Annotated in this window: 20 protein-coding genes; 8 read left to right on the top strand and 12 right to left on the bottom strand. The window is 72.1% G+C overall.

Annotation, left to right across the window (positions count from 1 at the left end; all coding sequences use genetic code 11):
* Positions 1 to 22: 22 nt before the first annotated feature.
* Together ACZ6NZ_RS29075 and sodN are read right to left on the bottom strand one after the other, a co-directional pair.
* Complete coding sequence (locus ACZ6NZ_RS29075) at positions 23 to 598, bottom strand: GNAT family N-acetyltransferase (RefSeq protein ID WP_366607922.1); 576 nt, start codon at positions 596 to 598, stop codon at positions 23 to 25.
* A complete protein-coding gene (sodN, locus tag ACZ6NZ_RS29070) occupies positions 595 to 999 on the bottom strand; it encodes a superoxide dismutase, Ni (protein WP_366607924.1) in 405 nt (134 codons plus the stop codon). Before sodN ends, ACZ6NZ_RS29075 begins: the two co-directional genes overlap by 4 nt.
* Before the next feature lie 84 nt (positions 1,000 to 1,083).
* Here sodN and ACZ6NZ_RS29065 point away from each other — a divergent pair, with 84 nt between their 5' ends.
* The 3 genes from ACZ6NZ_RS29065 (at position 1,084) to ACZ6NZ_RS29055 (ending at position 3,981) form a co-directional block, all read left to right on the top strand.
* A complete protein-coding gene (locus ACZ6NZ_RS29065) occupies positions 1,084 to 1,434 on the top strand; it encodes a S24/S26 family peptidase (protein ID WP_366607926.1) in 351 nt (116 codons plus the stop codon).
* A gap of 145 nt (positions 1,435 to 1,579) precedes the next feature.
* Positions 1,580 to 2,758, top strand: a complete 1,179-nt coding sequence (locus ACZ6NZ_RS29060; RefSeq protein WP_465861094.1) for an NAD(P)-dependent malic enzyme — start codon at positions 1,580 to 1,582, stop codon at positions 2,756 to 2,758.
* Positions 2,759 to 3,018: 260 nt separating this feature from the next.
* Complete coding sequence (locus tag ACZ6NZ_RS29055; RefSeq protein ID WP_465861093.1) at positions 3,019 to 3,981, top strand: zinc-binding dehydrogenase; 963 nt, start codon at positions 3,019 to 3,021, stop codon at positions 3,979 to 3,981.
* Positions 3,982 to 4,102: 121 nt separating this feature from the next.
* Here the strand turns inward: ACZ6NZ_RS29055 and ACZ6NZ_RS29050 are convergent, their stop codons facing one another.
* From ACZ6NZ_RS29050 to ACZ6NZ_RS29040, 3 genes are all read right to left on the bottom strand, one after another.
* Positions 4,103 to 5,068, bottom strand: coding sequence for an alpha/beta hydrolase family protein (locus ACZ6NZ_RS29050; protein WP_465861092.1), 966 nt, complete (start codon positions 5,066 to 5,068; stop codon positions 4,103 to 4,105).
* 88 nt (positions 5,069 to 5,156) lie between these two features.
* The gene (locus tag ACZ6NZ_RS29045) at positions 5,157 to 5,681 is read right to left on the bottom strand and encodes a nucleotidyltransferase domain-containing protein (protein ID WP_465861091.1); all 525 of its coding nucleotides are present in this window, start codon (positions 5,679 to 5,681) and stop codon (positions 5,157 to 5,159) included.
* Positions 5,682 to 5,708: 27 nt separating this feature from the next.
* Positions 5,709 to 6,605 (bottom strand): alpha/beta hydrolase family protein, encoded by an 897-nt coding sequence (locus tag ACZ6NZ_RS29040; RefSeq protein ID WP_465861090.1) that lies wholly within the window; start codon positions 6,603 to 6,605, stop codon positions 5,709 to 5,711.
* A gap of 157 nt (positions 6,606 to 6,762) precedes the next feature.
* Here ACZ6NZ_RS29040 and ACZ6NZ_RS29035 point away from each other — a divergent pair, with 157 nt between their 5' ends.
* Positions 6,763 to 6,933: a hypothetical protein gene (locus tag ACZ6NZ_RS29035; RefSeq protein ID WP_465861089.1), complete on the top strand. Its 171-nt coding sequence runs from the start codon at positions 6,763 to 6,765 to the stop codon at positions 6,931 to 6,933.
* A gap of 81 nt (positions 6,934 to 7,014) precedes the next feature.
* Here the strand turns inward: ACZ6NZ_RS29035 and ACZ6NZ_RS29030 are convergent, their stop codons facing one another.
* From ACZ6NZ_RS29030 to ACZ6NZ_RS29000, 7 genes are all read right to left on the bottom strand, one after another.
* Positions 7,015 to 8,139: an acetate/propionate family kinase gene (locus ACZ6NZ_RS29030; RefSeq protein ID WP_465861088.1), complete on the bottom strand. Its 1,125-nt coding sequence runs from the start codon at positions 8,137 to 8,139 to the stop codon at positions 7,015 to 7,017.
* Positions 8,136 to 10,205 carry a phosphate acetyltransferase gene (gene pta, locus ACZ6NZ_RS29025; RefSeq protein WP_465861087.1) on the bottom strand — a complete coding sequence of 690 codons (2,070 nt, stop codon included), beginning with the start codon at positions 10,203 to 10,205 and terminating at the stop codon, positions 8,136 to 8,138. Before pta ends, ACZ6NZ_RS29030 begins: the two co-directional genes overlap by 4 nt.
* 188 nt (positions 10,206 to 10,393) lie before the next feature.
* Complete coding sequence (locus ACZ6NZ_RS29020; RefSeq protein WP_465861086.1) at positions 10,394 to 10,579, bottom strand: DUF6104 family protein; 186 nt, start codon at positions 10,577 to 10,579, stop codon at positions 10,394 to 10,396.
* A 122-nt stretch (positions 10,580 to 10,701) separates the two neighbouring features.
* The gene (locus ACZ6NZ_RS29015) at positions 10,702 to 14,469 is read right to left on the bottom strand and encodes a multifunctional oxoglutarate decarboxylase/oxoglutarate dehydrogenase thiamine pyrophosphate-binding subunit/dihydrolipoyllysine-residue succinyltransferase subunit (protein WP_465861085.1); all 3,768 of its coding nucleotides are present in this window, start codon (positions 14,467 to 14,469) and stop codon (positions 10,702 to 10,704) included.
* 272 nt (positions 14,470 to 14,741) lie between these two features.
* Positions 14,742 to 15,554, bottom strand: a complete 813-nt coding sequence (locus ACZ6NZ_RS29010; RefSeq protein ID WP_366607946.1) for an ABC transporter permease — start codon at positions 15,552 to 15,554, stop codon at positions 14,742 to 14,744.
* Positions 15,551 to 16,486: an ABC transporter ATP-binding protein gene (locus ACZ6NZ_RS29005; protein ID WP_366607947.1), complete on the bottom strand. Its 936-nt coding sequence runs from the start codon at positions 16,484 to 16,486 to the stop codon at positions 15,551 to 15,553. The genes ACZ6NZ_RS29010 and ACZ6NZ_RS29005 overlap by 4 nt, the downstream gene beginning before the upstream one ends.
* 142 nt (positions 16,487 to 16,628) lie before the next feature.
* Positions 16,629 to 17,276, bottom strand: a complete 648-nt coding sequence (locus ACZ6NZ_RS29000) for a hypothetical protein (RefSeq protein ID WP_465861084.1) — start codon at positions 17,274 to 17,276, stop codon at positions 16,629 to 16,631.
* A 149-nt stretch (positions 17,277 to 17,425) separates the two neighbouring features.
* On the opposite strand from ACZ6NZ_RS29000, the gene ACZ6NZ_RS28995 reads away from it, so the two are divergent.
* The 4 genes from ACZ6NZ_RS28995 to ACZ6NZ_RS28980 all read left to right on the top strand — a co-directional run bounded on the left by ACZ6NZ_RS28995 (position 17,426) and on the right by ACZ6NZ_RS28980 (position 20,682).
* Complete coding sequence (locus tag ACZ6NZ_RS28995) at positions 17,426 to 18,199, top strand: GNAT family N-acetyltransferase (protein ID WP_465861083.1); 774 nt, start codon at positions 17,426 to 17,428, stop codon at positions 18,197 to 18,199.
* Positions 18,196 to 19,134, top strand: coding sequence for a lysophospholipid acyltransferase family protein (locus tag ACZ6NZ_RS28990; RefSeq protein WP_465861082.1), 939 nt, complete (start codon positions 18,196 to 18,198; stop codon positions 19,132 to 19,134). Before ACZ6NZ_RS28995 ends, ACZ6NZ_RS28990 begins: the two co-directional genes overlap by 4 nt.
* 115 nt (positions 19,135 to 19,249) lie before the next feature.
* Entirely contained in the window at positions 19,250 to 20,074 is an 825-nt protein-coding gene (locus ACZ6NZ_RS28985) for a DUF4097 family beta strand repeat-containing protein (protein ID WP_465861081.1), read from the top strand.
* Complete coding sequence (locus ACZ6NZ_RS28980) at positions 20,071 to 20,682, top strand: PadR family transcriptional regulator (protein ID WP_465861080.1); 612 nt, start codon at positions 20,071 to 20,073, stop codon at positions 20,680 to 20,682. Before ACZ6NZ_RS28985 ends, ACZ6NZ_RS28980 begins: the two co-directional genes overlap by 4 nt.
* Positions 20,683 to 20,712: the final 30 nt, after the last annotated feature.

Raw genomic sequence — 20,712 nt, 5'->3', positions numbered from 1 at the left:
CCCGGTCGGGGACTCTACCCGGTCAGTCGCCCATTACGCCTGCCGGCGGTGGTGCTTGCTCGGCCAGCTCGCGGAGCGCGGCGCCGCTGAGCCGGTACGCAACCCACTCGCTCATCTGTTCGGCGCCGATCGAGGCGTAGAAGCCGGCAGCCGGATTCCAGTCGATCATCTGCCACTCCAGCCGCTGGTAGCCGCGTCGTACGCAGATGTCGGCCAGCGCGGCGAGCAGCAGTCGACCCGCTCCGGTGCCCCGGGCGGACGGCCGGACGTAAAGATCCTCCAGGTGGATGCCGTGCACACCGGCCCAGGTGGAGAAGTTGAGAAACCACAGCGCGAAGCCGATCGGCTCGTCGTGCTCGTCGACCGCGACGTGACCGAAGAGCGCCGCGGCGGACGGACCACCGCCCCGGCTCGGCGCGTCCGACGCCACGCCGCTGTCTGCGGCACCCGTGAAGAGCGCCGAGGTCAGCTGCTCGTCGGTGAGGTGGCACTGCTCCGGGGCGCGCTCGTACTCGGCCAGCTCGTGCACCATGGCGACGACGGCCGGCACGTCCTCGGGACGTACCGGCCGGATCGTCGGAATGACCGGGGAGGTCACGCCTTCTTGGTCTCCCAGAAGATCTTCGAGATCTCGTCGATCTTCGCGAGCAGCTTGTCGGCGGTGGCCGGGTCGAGGCTGCCCTTGACGCCGCTGGCGCCGGCGAGCTTGGTGGCCTCGTTGAACAGGTTGTGCAGGTTCGGGTACTTCTCGAAGTGCGGCGGCTTGAAGTAGTCGGTCCACAGCACCCAGAGGTGGTGCTTGACCAGCTCGGCGCGCTGCTCCTTGATGATGACGGCGCGGGTGCGGAACTCCGGGTCGGTGTTCGACTGGTACTTCTCGCAGATCATTTTGACCGACTCGGCCTCGATCCGGGCCTGTGCCGGGTCGTAGACACCGCACGGCAGGTCGCAGTGAGCGCTCGCGGTGACGCGAGGCGCAAGGATGCGCGAAAGTCGCATCAGGATCCTCCATGGGAAGTTTGCGATGATCAAAGGCGACATTACTCCTGGGGATGCTCCCCGAACCGGGTGGAGGTGAAACCAGTGGTCGCCGATCACCCGGCTGAGGTGCCCCGGTTGCGCAGGCCGCTGACCGCCGTTCTGGTGACCGGCCCGTCCATGGCCCCGACCCTGCGCCACGGTGACGCGGTGCTGGTTCGTCCCGGTGGCCGCCCGATCCGAGCCGGCGACGTGGTGGTCGCGGTCTTCCGGACCCGGCCCGACCTGCTGGTGGTGAAGCGCGCGGTCCGGCCGCAGGACGGCGGCTGGTGGCTACGCGGCGACAACGACCTGATCACCGACGACTCCCGGTCGTACGGGGTGGCCGACGTACGCGGACGGGTGGTGGCCCGCTACTGGCCGCGCCCCGGACGGGTGCCTCGTCGCCAGTTATGACCCTGCTCACATCCGGGGGGTGGTGCCGACACTATGCTCGGAAAGTGCCCGGGTGACCCCCCGCACCGCGTGCCACCGCTCGCCGCCCACCTCGCGGCGAGGCAGGCCGCCTCACATCTGCTCGACAGATCCTGGAGTCACCACCATGTCTTCGTCCACCGTGGACCCCGCTGATCCCGTCTTCCTACTGCACCGGGGCGGCAAGATGGCCGTCACCTCGACCGTGCCGCTCACCAGCCGGGAGGACCTCTCCCTGGCGTACACCCCGGGGGTGGCTCGGGTGTGTGAGGCGATCGCCGCCGACCCCGCCCTGGTGGACGACTACACCTGGGTGTCGCACACGGTCGCGGTGGTCACCGACGGCTCGGCGGTGCTCGGGCTGGGCAACATCGGTCCCCGGGCCGCGCTGCCGGTGATGGAGGGCAAGGCGGTGCTGTTCAAGCAGTTCGCCGGGGTGGACGCGGTGCCGGTGTGCCTGGACACCCAGGACGTGGACGAGATCGTCGCGGTGGTGCGGGCGCTGGCGCCCTCGTTCGGTGGGATCAATCTGGAGGACATCAGCGCGCCGCGCTGCTTCGAGATCGAGCGTCGGCTCGACGACGCGCTGGACATCCCGGTCTTCCACGACGACCAGCACGGCACCGCCATCGTGGTGCTGGCCGCGTTGCGCAACGCCGCGATGCTGCTCGACCGCAAGCTCGGTGACCTGCGGGTGGCGGTGAGCGGCGCGGGCGCGGCCGGCGTGGCCGTGACGAAGATGCTGATCGCCGGGGGCGTCGACCCCGACCAGGTGGTGGTCTGCGACTCCAAGGGGATCATCGGCCGGCACCGCACCGAGCTGACCGGCACCAAGGCCGAGCTGGCGGCGAGCACGAACGCCGACGGCCGCCACGGCGACATCACCGAGGCGCTGCGCGGCGCGGACGTGCTGGTCGGGGTCTCCGGCGGGCAGATCCCCGAGGCCGCGGTGGCTCAGATGGCACCCGGTGGGATCGTGTTCGCGCTGGCGAACCCGACTCCCGAGGTGCACCCCGAGGTGGCCGCCCGGCACGTCGCGGTGGTCGCCACCGGGCGCAGCGACTACCCCAACCAGATCAACAACGTGCTGGCGTTCCCCGGGGTGTTCCGCGGCGCGCTGGATGCCGGTGCCACCCGGATCACCGAGGCCATGAAGGTCGCCGCCGCGGACGCCATCGCCGGTGTGGTGGCGGAGTCCCTGACCGCCGACGCGATCGTTCCGTCCCCGCTCGACCCGCGCGTCGCGCCGGCGGTGGCCGCGGCGGTCGCCGAAGCCGCCCGCCGCGACGGCGTCGCCCGCCGGTAACCGCACGCGTAAGCCAGGGCACCTGGTGCCGCCGGTCTGCGCGCACGCGTGGGTCGGGGGCACCGGTCCGCGTGCACGCGTGGGCCAGGGGCGCTCCGGCGCAGCATGCGCCGCCGGTCTACGTGCACGCGTGGGCCAGGGGCGCTCCGGCGCAGCATGCGCCGCCGGTCTACGTGCACGCGTGGGCCCGGGGCGCTCCGGCGCAGCATGCGCCGCTGGCCTACGCGCACGGCTTCTTAACGAGCGCTCAGCTTGTTACCGTGCCGATCATGCGTGCTGCCTTTGCCTCCCGTTTCGACGACGCCGATCCGCTCGCCGCGCTCACCGTCGGCGAGCGGCCCGAGCCGACCCCGCCGGCCGACGACTGGGTGACCGTGCGGTTGCGGGCCACCTCGCTCAACCACCACGACCTCTGGTCGCTGCGCGGGGTCGGTCTCACCGAGGCCCAGCTGCCGATGATCCTGGGCTGCGACGCGGTCGGGCTGGACCCGGAGGGACGCCCGGTGGTCGTGTACCCGGTGGTCGTCACGCCGGGTGACCCGCGCGGGGTCTCCATCCTCTCCGAGCACTTTGCCGGAACGCTCGCCGAGCGGGTGGTCGTACCCCGGTCGAATCTGATCCCGTTGCCCGACGGCATGGCGGCGACCGACGCGGCGTGCCTGCCCACGGCCTGGCTGACCGCGTGGCGGATGCTGACCACCAAGGGACGCGTCGCGGACGCCGACAGCGTGCTGGTCCAGGGCGCGGGCGGCGGCGTGGCCACCGCGGCCGTCGCACTCGCCGTGGCGATGGGCAAGCGGGTGTACGCGACCAGCCGCGACGCCGCCAAGCGGGACCGGATCTCGGCCCTCGGCGCCACCGCCTTCGAGCCGGGTGCCCGGCTGCCGGAGCGGGTCGACGTGGTGATCGAGACGGTCGGCGCGGCCACCTTCGACCATTCGCTGAAGTCGGCCGCGCCGATGGCCCGGATCGTGGTCTCCGGCGCGACAGCCGGGCACGAACCGTCGGTCAACCTGCGCCGGGTCTTCGCCATGCAGCTGGAGATCCTGGGTACCTCGATGGGTACGCCCGGCGAGCTGTACGAGCTGCTGGCGTTCTGCTCCGACAACGAGGTGCGCCCGGTGGTGGACAGCGTCATCCCGTTCAGCCGGGTCGAGGACGCCTTCGCCCGACTGCACTCCGGTGATGCCTTCGGCAAGGTCGTCATCGACCACACCGCCTGACGCACCGCCCTGCGGCCTTCCCATCAAGATCCGCGCAACATCGGGAAAACTGATGCCTCCCGGGTGTCCCGAGGCAGCAACATCCCCGATGTTGCGCAGATCATGGGCGCGAGGCGCGCGGTCAGAGGTGGTCGTCGAAGGTGGCGATGTCGCCGCGCGTGGCATCGGTGGAGATGCGCTTCTTGGCCTCCGGGTCGCCGTAGAGCGACCAGCGCAGGAACTCGACCGACGTGTCCGAGACGACCCGCAGCGTCGCGCCGTCGCTGAGCAGCGCCCGCCCGTGGTCGCCCTTGGGCAGGCTCAGCATCGCCTTCGGCCAGGGCACCTTGTCGTACGCGGCCCGGCCCGCCGCGTACTCGACCACCTCGTCCAACTCGCCGTGCACGAACAGCTGCGGTGCCGCCGCACCGGCGAACGCGGTGCCCACGCCGAGCGCCGTGCCCGCGAACACCACACCCGCGTCCAGCCGCTTGTCCCGGCTCGCGGTGAACAGGCCGATGGTGGTCACGCCGCCCGCCGAGTGCCCGGCCGCGGCCACCCGCTCGCCGTCCAACCGGCCGCGCAAGGCGTCGCCGGCCTTGCCGTCCAGCGCCAGCACCTGGTCCAACGCGTACGACACGTCGGCGGGTTGGTTGAGCACGTCGAGGACGTTGTTGTCCGCGCCCCGCGAGGTGTGCGGGAAGGTCGGCGCGGCCACCACGAAACCCGCCGCCGCCCAGCGGGTCAGCAGTGTGGTGTAGTCGTCCGGTCGCCCACCCAGGCCGTGACTGAACATCACCACCGGGAACCGGCCCTCCGCCGCCGTCGCCGACCGCTTGGCCGCGCTGCCGGACTGCCCGGCCGCCGGGTACCAGAGCGTCGTCGGCAGCGCACGGCCGTCCCGGTTCAGCTTGAGCTGGCGTACGCCGACCGCGAAGGCGCGCTGCGGAGCCTTGCCGGCGGGGACCTGTGGTGTCGGTGTGGCGGCGGGCGGTGGTTCGACGGGGGCCTGCTGGCCCTCGGTCTTCCTGGCGTCCGCCGAGCAGCCGACCAGGCCGGCCATGAGCACGGCGCTGGCCAGCAGGGCGGGGGTGACGCGACGTGGCATGAATCCGATTGTGCCCTGCCCCGCCGACGTGCCCGGCGGAGTTCGACGCGGTGTGCTCGTCGACTCACCCGCCGTCTCCGGGCGGACGTCACGGAGCCGAGGTGAGACCACGCAGCCGGGCCAGGTCGTCGGCGTCCTTCGGGCGACGGGGACGTTCCGGCATCCAGACCGGGTACATCTGCTTGAACTCGATCTGGGCCGCCACCGAGATGGTCGGCGCGCGGAGCGGGCCGATCCGGCCGGGTGGGGCGTCCAGCATCCCGGCTGGCAGCGGGGTGCCCGCCCAGGACCCGGCACCCACCATCGGTCGGCCGGCGGCGTCGCGACCCAGGTACGCGAAGCTGACCTCCACGTCGGCGGCGAACAGGTCGAGCTGTGACTCCACCGGCATCCGCGGGTCGGAGAGCCAACCCCGGGCCAGTAGCAGGCTGGCCAGCCGGTCGGCGTCGCCGCGCCAGCAGTACCAGTCGACGTCGACGTGCCGGCGGGTCACCGCGCCGAGCTGGAAGTCCATCGCCCAGCCGCCGCGCAGCCAGACCGGAATGCCGTCCGCCCTGGTCACCTCGACGACCTCGGCGATGCTCGCCAACTGCCGGCGCGCGAGCTCGTCCACCACAGGACCGTACCGGTGTCGATCGGGTCAGTGGGGCGGGCGGGACTCGTAACGCGTCAGGGCGGGGGAGTGGCCGTCGGCGGGGAGGCGGGCACCGGCGGCCCGGTCGCCGTAGAGGGTCCAGCGGAGGAAGTCGGTGGTGGTGGCGAGGACCGGGGCGAAGCCCGGGTGGCCCGGCGCGAGGTACGCGCCATGGTCCTGGCCGAGCAGGCTGAGGAACGCGGTCGGCCCGCGGGTGCGCGCGTACGCGGCCCGGCCGACGGTCACCGGCACCACCGGGTCCGCGGTGCCGTGCACGAAGAGCACCGGCGCGGCCGGCCCGGCGAAGCTGCCCGGCAGCCCACCACCGGCGATCACGATCCCGGCGCGTAGCCGGGCCGGGTGGCCCGCGCTGAACATGCCGGAGGTGGTGAAGCCGCCCGCTGAGTGCCCGGCGGCGGCGACCGAGGTCAGGTCGAGGTGCCCGGCGAGGGGATCGGCGGGGCTCCGGTCGAGGTCGCCCAGATGCCGGATCAGTCGCCAGGCGTCGGCCGGCTGGTGACGTACGTCGGCCCGGGTGAGGTGGGGGGCACCCTGTCGGGTGTGCGGATACGCGGGTGCGGCCACCACGAAACCGGCTGCCGCCCATCGGGTGGTCAGGCCGGCGTGCAGCTCCGGTCGGCTGCCCAGCCCGTGGCTGTAGATCACCACCGGGAACCGTCCGGCCGCCACCTGACCGGTCGACGTCGGGTACCAGATCGTCACCGGCAGCGGGCGCGCCGAGCGCGGATCGAGGGTGAGCGTATGCACGCCGACGGCGTACGACCCCTCGGGCGCCCGGCGCGCCGACGCCGGCCCGGTGGCCCCGCCAGCCACGGCGGTGGCCGGCGCGCAACCGGCCAGCAGCGCTGTCACCAGTACGGCCATCAGCCGGCCCGCCCCCATCGTTCCACGGTAGGTGCCGGGGCGGGCGTAGCGTCCCCGCCGTCCGGCTCGGCTGCACCCGCCACCCGGTCGGGTCTCCTCCGCCGGCCGGGTCCACCCCTGGGACGCGGCGGGCCGGGGACGGTGCCGCGTGACCAGCTTCGCTAGGGTCACCGACATGCCTGAGAACTACACGGACCCCAGCGGCAACACCGAGGCGTTCCGCGCCTTCAACCAGACGACGGAGGCGACGCCGACGGAGGCGCCGTCCCGCCTGCCGCTCATCGTCGGTGCGGCAGTGGTCGTCGTGGTGCTGGTGGCACTCGTCGCCTGGCTGGCGACCGGCTGACCGAGCCGCCTGGCTGGCGACCGGCACTGGATGGGCTTCACCGACTCGCGCGCACCCTCGGGCCTCCCGGGGGTGCGCGCCTCAGTGGTGTCCGGCCGCCCCGACCACGTCCCGGGTCTGCCGGGCGATCTCCCGCTCCTCGTCGGTGCGGATGACGCAGACGCTCACCTCGGCGCCGTCCGGCGAGATGAAGCGGTCGCCCTCGCCGTCGTTGCGGGCGTCGTCCACTGTGATGCCGAGCCGGCCCAGGCCGGCCAGCGCGGCGGCCCGCACCGGCGCGGCGTGCTCGCCGACCCCGGCGGTGAAGGCGATCGCGTCGACCCGGCCGAGCAGCGCGTAGTACGCCCCGACGTACTCGGTGATGCGCCGGCAGTACACGTCGAAGGCCAGCGCCGCCGCCCGGTCACCGGCGGCCCGGCGTTCGAGCACCTCGCGCATGTCGTTGACGCCGGTCAGCCCGAGCAGGCCGCTGCGGTGGTTGAGCAGGTCGTCGATGTCGTCCACCGACAGCCCGCCCTCCCGGCGCAGATGGAAGATCACGGTCGGGTCCACGTCGCCGCTGCGGGTGCCCATCACCAGCCCCTGCAACGGGGACATGCCCATCGAGGTGGCGACACTCCGGCCGTTCGCCACCGCGCAGGCGCTGGCCCCGTTGCCCAGGTGCAGGGTGATCATGTTGACCTGCTCGTACGGGCGGCCCAGCATGTCGGCAGCGCGCCGGGACACGTACGCGTGTGAGGTGCCGTGGAAGCCGTACCGGCGGATGTCGTACCGCTCGGCGGTGTCCCGGTCGATCGCGTACGTCGCGGCGGCCTCCGGCAGGGTGTGGTGGAACGCGGTGTCGAAGACGGCGATCTGCGGTACGTCCGGCAGCGCCGCGCGGGCCACCTCGATGCCGGCCAGGTTGGCCGGGTTGTGCAGCGGGGCGAGCGGCACCAGATCCTTGATCGCGGCCAGCACCGCGTCGTCGACGAGCACCGGCGCGCTGAACGTCCGGCCCCCGTGCACCACCCGGTGTCCGACCGCCGTCAGCCCGGTCAGGTCCAGCCCGTCGAGGATCTGCCGGACCGCCTCGGCGTGGTCCGCCGGGCCGCCACCGGGCTCACCGATCCGCTCGACGGTGCCGTGGTCGAGGGCCCGGTCTCCGTCGTAGCGGCGCCACTTCACCGACGACGACCCGCAGTTGAGCACCAGCACCCGACTCACGACGCCTCCTCGGTGGCGGCCTGGATGGCGGTGATCGCCACGGTGTTGACGATGTCCGGCACCGTGGCACCCCGCGACAGGTCGTTCACCGGCCGCCGCAGGCCCTGCATGACCGGGCCGACGGCGACCGCCCCGGCCGAGCGCTGCACCGCCTTGTACGTGTTGTTGCCGGTGTTCAGGTCCGGAAAGATGAAGACCGTGGCGTGCCCCGCGACGGGGCTGTCGGGCAGCTTCGTGGCCGCCACCGCCGGGTCGATCGCGGCGTCGTACTGGATGGGCCCCTCGACCAGCAGGTCGGGCCGGCGCTGCCGGACCAGCGCGGTGGCCGCGGCGACCTTCTCCACGTCGGCGCCCGCGCCGGAGCTGCCGGTCGAGTACGACAGCATGGCCACCCGGGGCTCGATGCCGAACCGGGCGGCGGTGTCGGCCGACGAGATCGCGATGTCGGCGAGCTGGGCCGCGTCCGGGTCGCGGTTGACCGCGCAGTCCCCGTAGACCAGCACCCGGTCGGCGAGCAGCATGAAGAAGACGCTGGAGGCCACCGAGACGTCCGGCAGCGTACGGATGATCTCGAACGCCGGCCGGATGGTCGCGGCGGTGGTGTGGGTGGCGCCGGAGACCATGCCGTCGGCTCGGCCGGTGGCCACCATCAGCGTGCCGAAGTAGTTCGGCTGCGCGACGATGTCGTGCGCCAACTCGGCGGTGACGCCGCGGTGGGCGCGCAACCGGGCGTACTCGGCGGCGAAGTCGTCGCGCCACTCGCTGGCCCCCGGGTCGACCACCCGCACGTCGCCGAGGTCGATGCCCAACTCCCGGGTGCGTCGGGCGATGTCGTCCGGCCGGCCGAGCACCGTCAGCTCGGCCACTCCACGCCGTAGCAGGATCTCCGCGGCCCGCAGGATCCGCTCGTCGGTGCCCTCCGGCAACACCAGGTGCCGGGGCTTCGAGCGGGCACGGTCGATCAGCTCGTTCTCGAACATCAGTGGGGTGACCCGCGCCGACCGGCTGACCCGCAGCCGACGGGCCAGGTCGTCGGTGTCCACACAGCGCTCGAACGCGCCGAGCGCCGCCTCCACCTTTCGGGGATTGGTCGCGCTGGGCCGGCCCTCGATGCGACTGGACGCGGCCACCGTGTCAAAGCTGTCGGTGCGAACGGAGAGCACCGCCAACCCGGTGTTGAGCCCCTCCACCAGCCGCATGACCCTCGGGTCGGGCTGCTCGCCGAGGGTGAGCACCAGTCCGGCCACCGAGACCTGTCCGGCCACGTGCGCGGCGCTCGCGGCGACGAGCAGGTCGGCCCGGTCCCCGGGGGTGATCACCAGCGCGCCCTCGGTGAGGTGGCCCAGCAGGGTCGGCACGTGTGCCGCGCCGACCACGAAGTCCAGCACGTCGCGACCGAGCGCGGCGTCGTCCCCGGCCAGCAGGGTGGCGCCGAGCGCCGCCGCCACCTCGGCCACCGTCGGCGCGGACACGCTCGGCACCTCCGGGATGGCGTACGCGGGGACCGGCAGCTCGGGCAGCGTCATCGGCTCGGTGACCCGGTTGGCGATCACCGCGAGCACCGTCGCGCCGAGGTCGGCCAGATCGTGGTACGCCCCCCGCATCGCCGACGCGACAGCCGCCGGCTCCTGCCCGAAGCCGTCCACCACCGGCACCACCACGCTGCCGAACTCGGTGGCCAGCCGGGCGTTGAAGGCCAGCTCCCGGGGATGGGCCGGGTCGCCCGGCTCGTCGAAGTCGCTGCCCACCACGACCACCGCCGGGCACTGCCGCTCCACCGCCCGGTAGCGCTCGACGATGGCCGAGATGAGCTGCTCCCGTCGGCCGTCGGCGACCAGTGCCGAAGCCTCGGCGTAGCTCGCCCCGGCCAGTTCGGGCAGCGGCACCTCGACGCGGTAACGCTCGCTCAGCAGGGCGAGGATCGGGTCCTGGCCGGTGTCGGCCACCAACGGCCGGAACACGCCGATCCGCCCGACCTGGCGGGACAGCAACTCCGCCAACCCGAGGGCGATCGTCGACTTGCCCCCGCCGGACCCCACGCTGGTCAGGTAAACACTCCGAGCCACAACCCCACCCTAGAAGATCGCCACGGCCCCCACCCGGCCCCTCCAACCCCTCCGACCCCGGGGCCCGGCCCCACCGCCCCGTTGATCATGAAGTTGTGGCCCGACACGCCGACGACACGCGCGGCTAACTTCATGATCAACGCGCGGGGGGTGGGGGTGGGGTGGGGTGGGGTGGGGGTGGGAGCGGGTTAGGCGTCTTCGTCGTCGGGGTCTTCTAGGCGGGCGAGGTAGGTGGCTAGGCGTTCGATGGGGGTTTCGAAGTCGGGGTTGAGGTCGACGAAGTCGCGCAGGCGCTCGCCGAGCCACTCCAGGGTCACCTGCTCGTCGCCCCGGCGCTCGACCAGCTCCTCGATGCCACGGTCGGTGAAGTACACGGCGTACGTCCTCGTGCTCGGCCCGGCGCGAACCGGGCGGGTCGGTGATCGGATGGACCGACGCGAGCCGGGGCAGGACCGTGGGAAACGGCCCTGCCCCGGCTCGCGCGGTGCGGGTCAGGTCACGGGCGGGGGAGAGCCGCCTCGATCAGCGCGTTCTGCTCGACCTCGTGGGTCTTGGCCGAGCCGACCGCCGGGGCGGCCGCGGCCGGGCGGGAGATCCGCCGCAGCCGAACGTCGGTGAGGTGCTCCAGCAGGTTGAGCGCGACGAACGACCAGGCACCCTGGTTGGCCGGCTCCTCCTGCACCCAGGCGAAGTCCTCCGCGTTCGGGAACTGCGCCAGGGCGGCCCGGATCTCCTCCACCGGCAGCGGGTACAGCTGCTCCAGTCGGAGGATCGCGGTGTCGGTGACGCCGCGCTCCTGCCGGGCCTGGAACAGGTCGTAGTAGACCTTGCCGGAGCAGAGCAGCACCCGCTTCACCGCCTCCGGCGCCGGGGCGGCCGTGTCGCGCAGCACCGGCTGGAAGGTGCCGGTGGTGAAGTCCTCCACCGACGAGACGCAGAGCTTGTGCCGCAGCAGCGACTTCGGCGTGAACACCACGAGCGGCTTGCGCTTGGGCGACAGGGCCTGGCGGCGCAGCAGGTGGAAGTAGTTCGCCGGGGTGGTCGGGATGGCCACCCGCATGTTGTCCTCGGCGCACATCTGCAGGAACCGCTCCGGCCGGCCGGAGGTGTGGTCCGGGCCCTGACCCTCGTGGCCGTGCGGCAGCAGCAGGGTGACGGCGGAGCGCTGGCCCCACTTCACCTCGCCGGACGAGATGAACTCGTCGATCACCGACTGGGCGCCGTTGACGAAGTCGCCGAACTGGGCCTCCCAGGCGACCAGGGCGTTGATGTTCTCCACCGAGTAGCCGTACTCGAAGCCCATCGCCGCGTACTCACTGAGCAGTGAGTCGTGCACGAAGAACCGGGAGCGCTCGCCGTCGCCGGTGAGCGACTTCAGCGGCAGGTAGTCGTCGCCGGTGCGGGAGTCGACGACGGAGGCGTGCCGCTGGACGAAGGTGCCGCGACGCGAGTCCTGACCGGCGAGCCGGACGGTGACCCCGTCGTGCAGCAGCGACCCGAAGGCGATGATCTCGCCGTAGCCCCAGTCGATGTTGCCCTCGACGGACATCTTGGCCCGCCGGTCGAGCAGCTGCTGGATCCGCTTGTGCGGGGTGAAGCCCTCGGGCAGGTTGATGTGCGCCTCACCGATGGCCTTGACCACCGACGCGTCGGTGGCGGTGTCGACCTGCGGCTCCGGCTCCTCCTCGCGGCGCGGCCGGTTGAGCTGGCGCGGGGCCGAGGCGGCGTCCCGGGTGGCCTTGAAGACCTTCTCCAGCTGCGCCTGGTAGTCGCGCAGCAGCTCCTCCGCGTCCTCCACGGTGATGTCACCGCGACCGATGAGCTCCTCGGTGTAGAGCTTGCGGACCGAGCGCTTCGAATCAATGATCTTGTACATCTGGGGGTTGGACATCGACGGGTCGTCGCCCTCGTTGTGCCCGCGCCGGCGGTAGCAGACCATGTCGATCACGACGTCCTTGTTGAACGTCTGCCGGTATTCGAAGGCCAACCGGGCGACCCGGACCACGGCCTCCGGGTCGTCGCCGTTGACGTGGAAGATCGGCGCCTGGATCATCCGGGCCACGTCGGTGCTGTAGAGGCTGGACCGGCTGTACTCCGGTGCGGTGGTGAAGCCGACCTGGTTGTTCACCACCACGTGCACGGTGCCGCCGGTGCGGTAGCCGCGCAGCTGGGACAGGTTGAGCGTCTCGGCGACCACGCCCTGCCCGGCGAAGGCGGCGTCACCGTGCACCGCCAGCGGCAGCACGGTGTAGCCCTCCAGCTTGAGGTCGATCCGGTCCTGCTTGGCCCGGACGATGCCCTCCAGCACCGGGTCGACGGCCTCCAGGTGCGACGGGTTGGCCACCACCGACACCTTGACCGCGTGCTCGCCGTCCGGGGTGGTGAACTTGCCGTTCTGACCCAGGTGGTACTTCACGTCGCCGGAGCCCTGCGTCGAGCGCGGGTCCAGGTGACCCTCGAACTCCGAGAAGATCTTCTCGTACGGCTTGCCGACGATGTTGGCCAGCACGTTGAGCCGACCCCGGTGGGCCATGCCGATGACGACCTCGTCCAACCCGTTCTCGGCGGAGGATTCCAGCACCTCGCCGAGCAGCGGGATCAGCGACTCGCCGCCCTCCAGCGAGAAGCGCTTCTGGCCGACGTACTTCGTCTGCAGGAAGGTCTCGAACGCCTCGGCGGCGTTGAGCCGGTTGAGCACGTGCTTCTGCTCGTCGGCGGACGGCTTCTCGTACTTGCGCTCGATCCGTTCCTGGACCCAGCGCCGCTCCTCCGGGTCCTGGATGTGCATGTACTCGATGCCGACGCGGCGGCAGTACGAGTCGCGCAGCACGCCGAGGATCTCGCGCAGCTTCATCCGCTGCCGGCCGGCGAAGCCGTTGACCGGGAACTCGCGGTCCAGGTCCCACAGGGTGAGCCCGTGCTGGAGGACGTCCAGGTCGGGGTGCTTGCGGATCTTGAATTCCAGCGGGTCGGTGTCGGCCATCAGGTGACCGCGCACCCGGTAGGCGTGGATCAGCTCGTGCACCCGGGCGGTCTTGTTGATCTGACCCTCGGAGTTGACGGCGACGTCGCGCATCCAGCGCACCGGCTCGTACGGGATGCGCAGCGCGGTGAAGATCTGGTCGTAGAAGCCGTGCTCGCCCAGGATCAGCTCGTGCATCACCTTGAGGAACTCGCCGGACTGCGCGCCCTGGATGATCCGGTGGTCGTACGTGCTGGTCAGCGTGATGATCTTGCTGACCGCCAGCTCGGCGAGGGTGGCCTCGGACATCCCCTGGTAGGGGGCCGGGTACTCCATCGCCCCGACGCCGATGATCGCGCTCTGCCCCTGCATGAGCCGCGGCATCGAGTGCACGGTGCCGATGCCGCCCGGGTTGGTCAGCGAGATGGTGGTGCCGGAGTAGTCCTCCATGGTCAGCTCGTTGCGCCGCGCCCGTCGGACCACGTCCTCGTACGCCTGCCAGAACTGCCGGAAGTCCATCTGCTCGCAGCCCTTGATGGAGGGGACCACCAGGTTGCGGCTGCCGTCCGGCTTGGCCAGGTCGATCGCGATGCCGAGGTTGACGTGCGGCGGGCGGACCACCGCCGGCTTGCCGTTCGCCTCGGCGAAGGAGTTGTTCATCTCCGGGTGCGCGACGAGCGCCCGGACCAGCGCGTAGCCGACCAGGTGGGTGAAGCTGACCTTGCCGCCCCGCCCACGGGCGAGGTGGTTGTTGATCACGATGCGGTTGTCCACCAGCAGCTTCGCCGGGACCGCGCGAACGCTGGTCGCGGTGGGCACGCTCAGCGAGGCGTCCATGTTCTGGACGATCTTCGCGGCGACGCCCCGCAACGGCGTGGTCTGCGGGCCTTCGGCGGTCGGCGCGGCGGCCTTGGCGGCCGGCTTGGCCGCAGCGGCCTTCTCCGACGTCTTCTCCGGCGCGGCCTTCGGCGTGGCGGGAGCGGCGGGCTTGGCCGGCGCCGGCTGGGCGGCGGCCGACTTGCTCGCGGTGGCCGGCTTGGCCGGGGCGCTCGGCTGGGCGACGGTGGCGGCTGCCTCCGGCTGACCGTCCGGCTCCGGGGCGGCGGCCGGCTTGTCCGACGACTCGGCGCCGCGCGGGGTGCCCGCTCCCGGTGCCGGTCGGTAGTCGGCGAAGAAGTCGTGCCAGGCCGAATCAACGCTCGATGGGTCGGCGAGGTAACGCTGGTACATCTCCTCGACGATCCACTCATTCGGGCCGAAACCCGCCAGTGGGTTCTCCTGCGAAGTCTGCTGGGTCGACACGGCCGGTAATCGCCTCTTTCACGCGGGTTGTGTGGCACGCGGTGGGTCCGTCGCGCCCGATGAGGAGCACGGACTAGACGGCTCCCAGGCTACGCCGTACCGATCCCGCAGGCATTTCCGCCTCGGTCCCGTGGCCGGTTTCACAGAAGATGCCAGAAGTTCAGCAACGCCTGCGCACACCGTGTCGAACTGGTAGCACCAGGGCCCGGACGTCGAGCGGACGCCCGACCCCGGAACGGCAGCTCGTTGCCGCCCCGGGGTCGCGGACGCCGTCAGGCGATGTCGCGCCGTCGGGTGAGCAGGATTCCGACGACTCCACTGACCAGCGCGTAGCCGATCAGCACCAGGGCCCCGACCCACCAGGACGGGGTGAACTCCGAGGTGCCCTCCGTGATCATGACCTGGGATGCCACAGCGGGCCAGATCACCTGCCACTTGAGCACCGCCTCGCTGTCGAGGAGGTTCGACAGGAGCAGGAAGAGCAGACCCACCACCTGGGTGCCGATCAGATAGAGCACCGCCGCCGTGATCACCGCTCCGAGCTGGTTGGTGATCAGCGTGCCGATGCCCACCCCGAGGATCGTCCAGATGGCGTAGGCCAGCAGGTTGAACAGCAGCGCCCGCTGCACCGGCCACTCACCGAGCTGAGTGCCGTAGTCGTTCGCGGACAGGAAGATCGCGCCGGCGGCCAGGTCGATCAGCGTGGTGGCCAGCCAGAACATGAAGCCCAGCAGGCTGGCGGCGACGAGCTTGCTGACGATGACCGACGTACGCCGGGGGGTCGTCAGGAACGTCGTGGTCGCGGTCTGGTGGAAGAACTCGTTGGTGACCATCAGGATGCCGATGAGCATCACGAACATCAGCCCGAGGTACTGGCCCGAGGTGTAGAGGTTCGCCGCCTGCGCCGGCGCGGTCGCCTGCTCGGGGCTGACGCCGATGTTCTCGGCGTCACCGCCGAGCGCCGTGACGGCCAACCACGCGTTGACCGCGAAGGCCAGGGCGATCGAGAGAAGCGCGCCGATAGCCAACCACCACCAGGTGCTGGTGGTACGGATCTTGAGTAGCTCGGATCGGACCAGGTTCATCGGATGCCCGCCTTTCCGGCCGTCAGCTCCAGGAAGACCCGTTCCAGATCGGGCCGTTCGGTGGTCAGTTCGTGCAGCTCGACCCCGGCCGCGAGAGCGGACCGGCCGATCGTCGGGGCGTCCACCCCGCCGACCAGCAGCACACCCTGCTCGTCGGTCTCGACGGTCGCCGACTGCGCCTTCAGGGCGGCGGTCAACACCTCGGCCTGCGGAGTGCGCACCCGGACCCGGGCGCCCTGGGCCATCGACCCGAGCACCTGGTCGACCGGACCCTGCCGAACCAACTGCCCGGCCGCGATGATCACCACGTCGTCGGCCAGCAACTGCATCTCCGACAGCAGGTGGCTGGAGACCAGCACCGTACGACCCTCGTGGGCGAGGTTCTTGAGGAACCCACGCATCCACCGGATGCCCTCCGGGTCCAGCCCGTTGGCCGGCTCGTCGAGGATCAGCACGCGGGGGTCACCGAGCATCGCGGCGGCGATGCCGAGCCGCTGCTTCATGCCCAGCGAGTAACCCTTGAACTTTCGCTTCGCCGCCGGGGTCAGCCCGACCAGGGCCAACGCCTCGTCGGCCCGCTGCTTGGGCAGCCCGGCCGCCGCGCAGATCACCCGCAGGTGGTTGATGCCGGTGCGCCCCTTGTGCGCGCTGGACGCCTCCAGCACCGCCCCGACCTGCCGCAGCGGGGTGGCGAGGTCGGTGTACCGCTGGCCGCTGATGGTGGCCGTGCCGGCGGTCGGCGTGACCAGGTTCAGCAGCATGCGCAGCGTGGTGGTCTTGCCTGCGCCGTTCGGGCCGAGGAAGCCGGTCACCCGTCCCGGCGCCACCGTGAAGGACAGGTTGTTCACCGCCCGGACGTTCTTGTACTGCTTCGTCAGACCGGACACCACGATCTGACCGTCGTTGGTGGGGCTTCGCTGCCCGTCAGTCATCGTTCTCCTCCCGTGTGTGGCGTCGAGGTACGCCGTGGCACAGCGTGACGGCCCGTGGCAACAAGGTCAATCAGGCGCGGTCGGTACGTTCGCCTCCGTCGCGGGGCGGAGGCGACTCATCCCTGCGGACTATGGGCCGGGTTCAGCGGGCGATCCAGGTTGCCCGCGCCGCGCCGAGCAACGACCCGTCCGGGCCGTACAGGCTGGTGTGCACGAGCGCCTTGCGCCCATCGACGCGCAGCAACTCACCGGTCACCACACACTCGTCGCCCGGCGCGGGCAGCGCCGCGACCACCGCGGCGATCCGGCCCAGCAGGTACGGGCGGCCCGGCGCGAGCACCGCCCAACCACCGGGACAGTCCAGCGCGGCCCAGACCGTTGCCGCGCCGACCCGCGCGGGCGCGCGGAACGGTGCCGCGGTCCGCCCGTCCGGCAGCCGGCCGGGGAAGATCCGCAGTCCGTCGGCGCGCTGCGGCCCGCAGACGTAACAGGTGGGGAACGGATGCTCGACCAGGCCGGGGTAGCGGGCCGCCGCGGCGACCGCCGTCTCCAGGTCGACCGGGGGTACGACGGCGTCGATCATCCCGGCCGGGCTTACCTCGGCCACCAGCTCGCCGGCCGGGTCGCGCACCTCGCCGTCGACAAGCGTCAGCTCGGTCTCCAGCGGTGGTGGCCGACGCAGCGTCACCTCGACCGGCCCGCCGCCGCCCGCCTCGGCGGCGAAGATCCCCGCGCTCCAGCCGCCGTTGCCGGAACCGGCGGGCCCGTTGTAGCGGGTTTCGATGCGCATTGTCGGCCTCCGGTGGGGCGTGCCGGCGTCGTCGCCGGGCCGTACCGCAGCCTCGCACGATCGCGGTGAGAACCATCTGCCGGCCGGCGTTCATCCTGCCGACACCAGTGGTCCCCGTGAATGGCAACCCGGGCCCTTACACAGATCCCATGGCCGTTCTGCATGCCGCTGGCGCACCCCTGAAGACCAGCGGATACACCCTGCTGATCGCCGACGACCCCACCCAGGTCGCGGCCGCGCAACGCCTGCGCCACGAGGTGTTCGCCACCGAGCTCGGCGCCACCCTCCTCCCCGGCGAGGCCGGGTTGGACGTGGACCCCTTCGACGCGTACTGCGACCACCTGATCGTCCGCGAGGACAGCACCGGCGAGGTGGTCGGCACGTACCGGCTGCTGCCGCCGGGGCGCACCAGCCGGCGCTACGCCGAGGGCGAGTTCGACCTGAGCCCGCTCGACCCGCTCCGCGACGACCTGGTCGAGGCGGGCCGGTCCTGCGTGCACCCGGACCACCGCTCCGGAGCGGTGATCAACCTGATGTGGGCCGGCATCGTCCGGTACCTGCACCTGCGCGGCTCCCGCTGGCTCGGCGGCTGCGCCTCGGTGCCGGTGGCTGACGGCGGGCGGATGGTGGCCGAGGTGTGGACCCAGGCCCAGACCCGGCACCTGTCGCCACCGCCGCTGCGGGTCCGCCCGTTGCGGCCCTGGTTCACCGGGGCGGCTGCCGCCGGCCCGGTCGCCGCTGCCCCGGCCGGGCGGGTGACGGTTCCGCCGCTGCTGCGGGGCTACCTCCGGCTCGGCGCGTGGATCTGCGGCGAGCCGTCCTACGACAGCGACTTCGGGTGCGCGGACTTCTACGTCCTCTTCTCCATGGACCGGATGAACCCGCGCTACCTGCGGCACTTCCTCGGCGGTGAGCAGCGGTGAGCGCCGTGCCGCGCGACCTGTGGCGGCCCTCCTCGGGCTGCGACGACGAGTGCCTGCCAGCGGCCGGCGAGGTGCCCACGGTGCCGCTGGCCCGCCGGGTGCTCCGGCTGGTCGCCGTGCTCGGCATGCTGCTGGCCGGGATCGCGGTGGTGGCGCTGCTGCCGGTCCTCCCCACCCCGGAACGGCAGGCGCTGGTCCGTGGCTGGGCGCGGAGCACGGTGCGCGCCTTCGGCGTCCGCCTCGTGGTCCGGGGTCGGTTGCCCCGGCGGCGCGCGCTGCTGGTCGCGAACCATGCCTCCTGGCTGGACATCCTGGCAGTGCTGGCGGTCGCGCCCACCCGGATGGTGGCGAAACGGGAGATCCGCTCCTGGCCGGTGGTTGGTCTGCTGGCCGCGGCGGCGGGCACGGTCTTCGTGGACCGCGCCCGGCCGCTGGCGCTGCCCAGGACCGTGGCCCGGGTCGCCGACGCGCTGCGCGCCGGGCGGTCGGTGGCGGTCTTCCCGGAGGGTACGACGTGGTGCGCCGGGAACGACGCCACCGACTGCCGCCCCGGCGGTGGGTTCCGGCCCGCGACGTTCCAGGCGGCCATCGACACGGGCAGCCCGGTGGTCCCGTTGCGGCTCACCTACCGCTGTGCGGACACCGGGTCGACCACCACGGCAGCCGCCTTCCTCGGCGCGGACACCCTGCTGCGCTCGGTGGCACGGGTCGTCGCGACGCGGAACCTGGTGGTCTCGGTGACGATCGCCGCCGCGCTGCACCCGGCCCGGAACGCCGACCGGCGGTTGCTGGCCCGGGCCGCCGAGTCGGCCGTACACCTGGTGCCCCCGGCGGGCGCCGTGGCGCGGGCCCGGCTGCGGCCGGTCCCGACGGTGACCCCGACCGTCCCGGTGCCGAGGCCGGACACCGACCAGGAGCTGGACCTGGCGGCCTGAGCGCCCGGTGCGCGGCGGAGCGAGGGTCGCGACAGTCTTGTGATGTCGCGATGTATCGCGTTACAGTCTCCTCCTGTTCGGCGTGCCTTCCGCGCGTCGTCGAGAGGGGGACGCCATGGCCGGTTGGACGGTCGAGAGCCCGCAACGGCTCACCGTGGACGCTCCGGTCGTCCGGCTGGACGTTCGACTGGTCAGTGGGCGGCTCAACGTGGTCGCCACCGACGGGCCGACGCGGATCGACGTGACCCAGGTCGGCCGACGGCCGGTCCTGATCGACCACACCGACGGTCGGCTCAGCATCCGCCAGGAGCGTGGTCGGGGCTGGTCGGACGTCCTGCGCTTCTTCCGGATGATCCACCGCTACCCCCGGGTGGACGTCTCCGTCGCCGTGCCCGCCGACGTCCTCGCCGACCTGGGCCTGGTCGCGGGGTCGCTGGTCGCCTCCGGCCTGCGTCGGCAGACCACCGCCCACGTCGTCGCCGGCCAGATCACCCTGATGGGGTTGCGCGGCAGCACCTCGGCGAAGCTCACCTCAGGCCCGGTGGAGGCGCTCGGTGTCAGCGGTGACCTCACGGTGGAGACGGTCTCCGGGGAGGTGATCCTCGCCGACAGCGCCGCCGACCGGGTGCGGGCCCAGACCGTCTCCGGTGCCATCACCTGCGATCTGGACAACCCCCGGCGCAGCGAGATCCGGTTGACCACCATCTCGGGCAGCATCACCGTCCGGGTCCGCGCGGACAGCGACCTCGCCGTCCAGTTGAACACCGCCTCCGGCCGGATCACCAGCGGCTTTCCGCAGCTGCGCAGCTCGACGTTCCCGCTGCCCAGCAGCGAGGGGGTGCTCGGCGCCGGCGACGGTAAGCTCTGGGCTTCCGCGACCTCGGGGAGCATCGCCCTGCTCGCCCGAGCCGTCGACGACGATGGAGAGGAGCTGCCGTGACCGCCGTGTTCAGCCACGGGCGGCTCCGGCTCTACCTGCTCAAGCTCCTCGACGACGGCCCCAAGCACGGCTACGAGCTGATCCGCCTGCTGGAGGACCGCTTCCTCGGGCTGTACGCCCCCAGCGCCGGCACCATCTACCCCCGCCTGCAACGGCTGGAGGTCGAGGGTCTGGTCAGCCACACGGCGGCCGGCGGCCGCAAGACGTACGACATCACCGACGCCGGCCGGGCGGAGCTGCGCCAGCGGGCCGGTGAGCTGACAGCGTTGGAAACGGACATCGCGGCCTCCGTGGCGGACCTCTCCAGCCTGGCCGGCGAGATTCGCAGCGAGGTACGCGGATCGGCCCGCGACCTCAAGCGGGAGTTGAGCGACGCCACCCGGCAGACCAGGCGGGCCCGGTGGGAAGCGCCCGCACCGCCCCCCAGGCCGGCGTCGACCGGCGGGCCGCAGGCCGAGCTGCTCGACGAACTCGACCAGCGGCTGGCCGCGTTCACCGCCGAGGTGGGCCGGCTGATTCGCGCCCGACAGTTCGGCGACACCCAGCTGCGCACCGCGATCCGGCTGCTCGACGGCGCCCTGGACGGGTTGCGTCGCCTGTTGCGCTGACCGGCGTCACCGGACGGTCCGGCGACTCAC

It is taken from the genome of Micromonospora sp. NPDC047756, from assembly GCF_055587245.1.
This window is presented reverse-complemented; position numbering and strand designations above follow the sequence as displayed.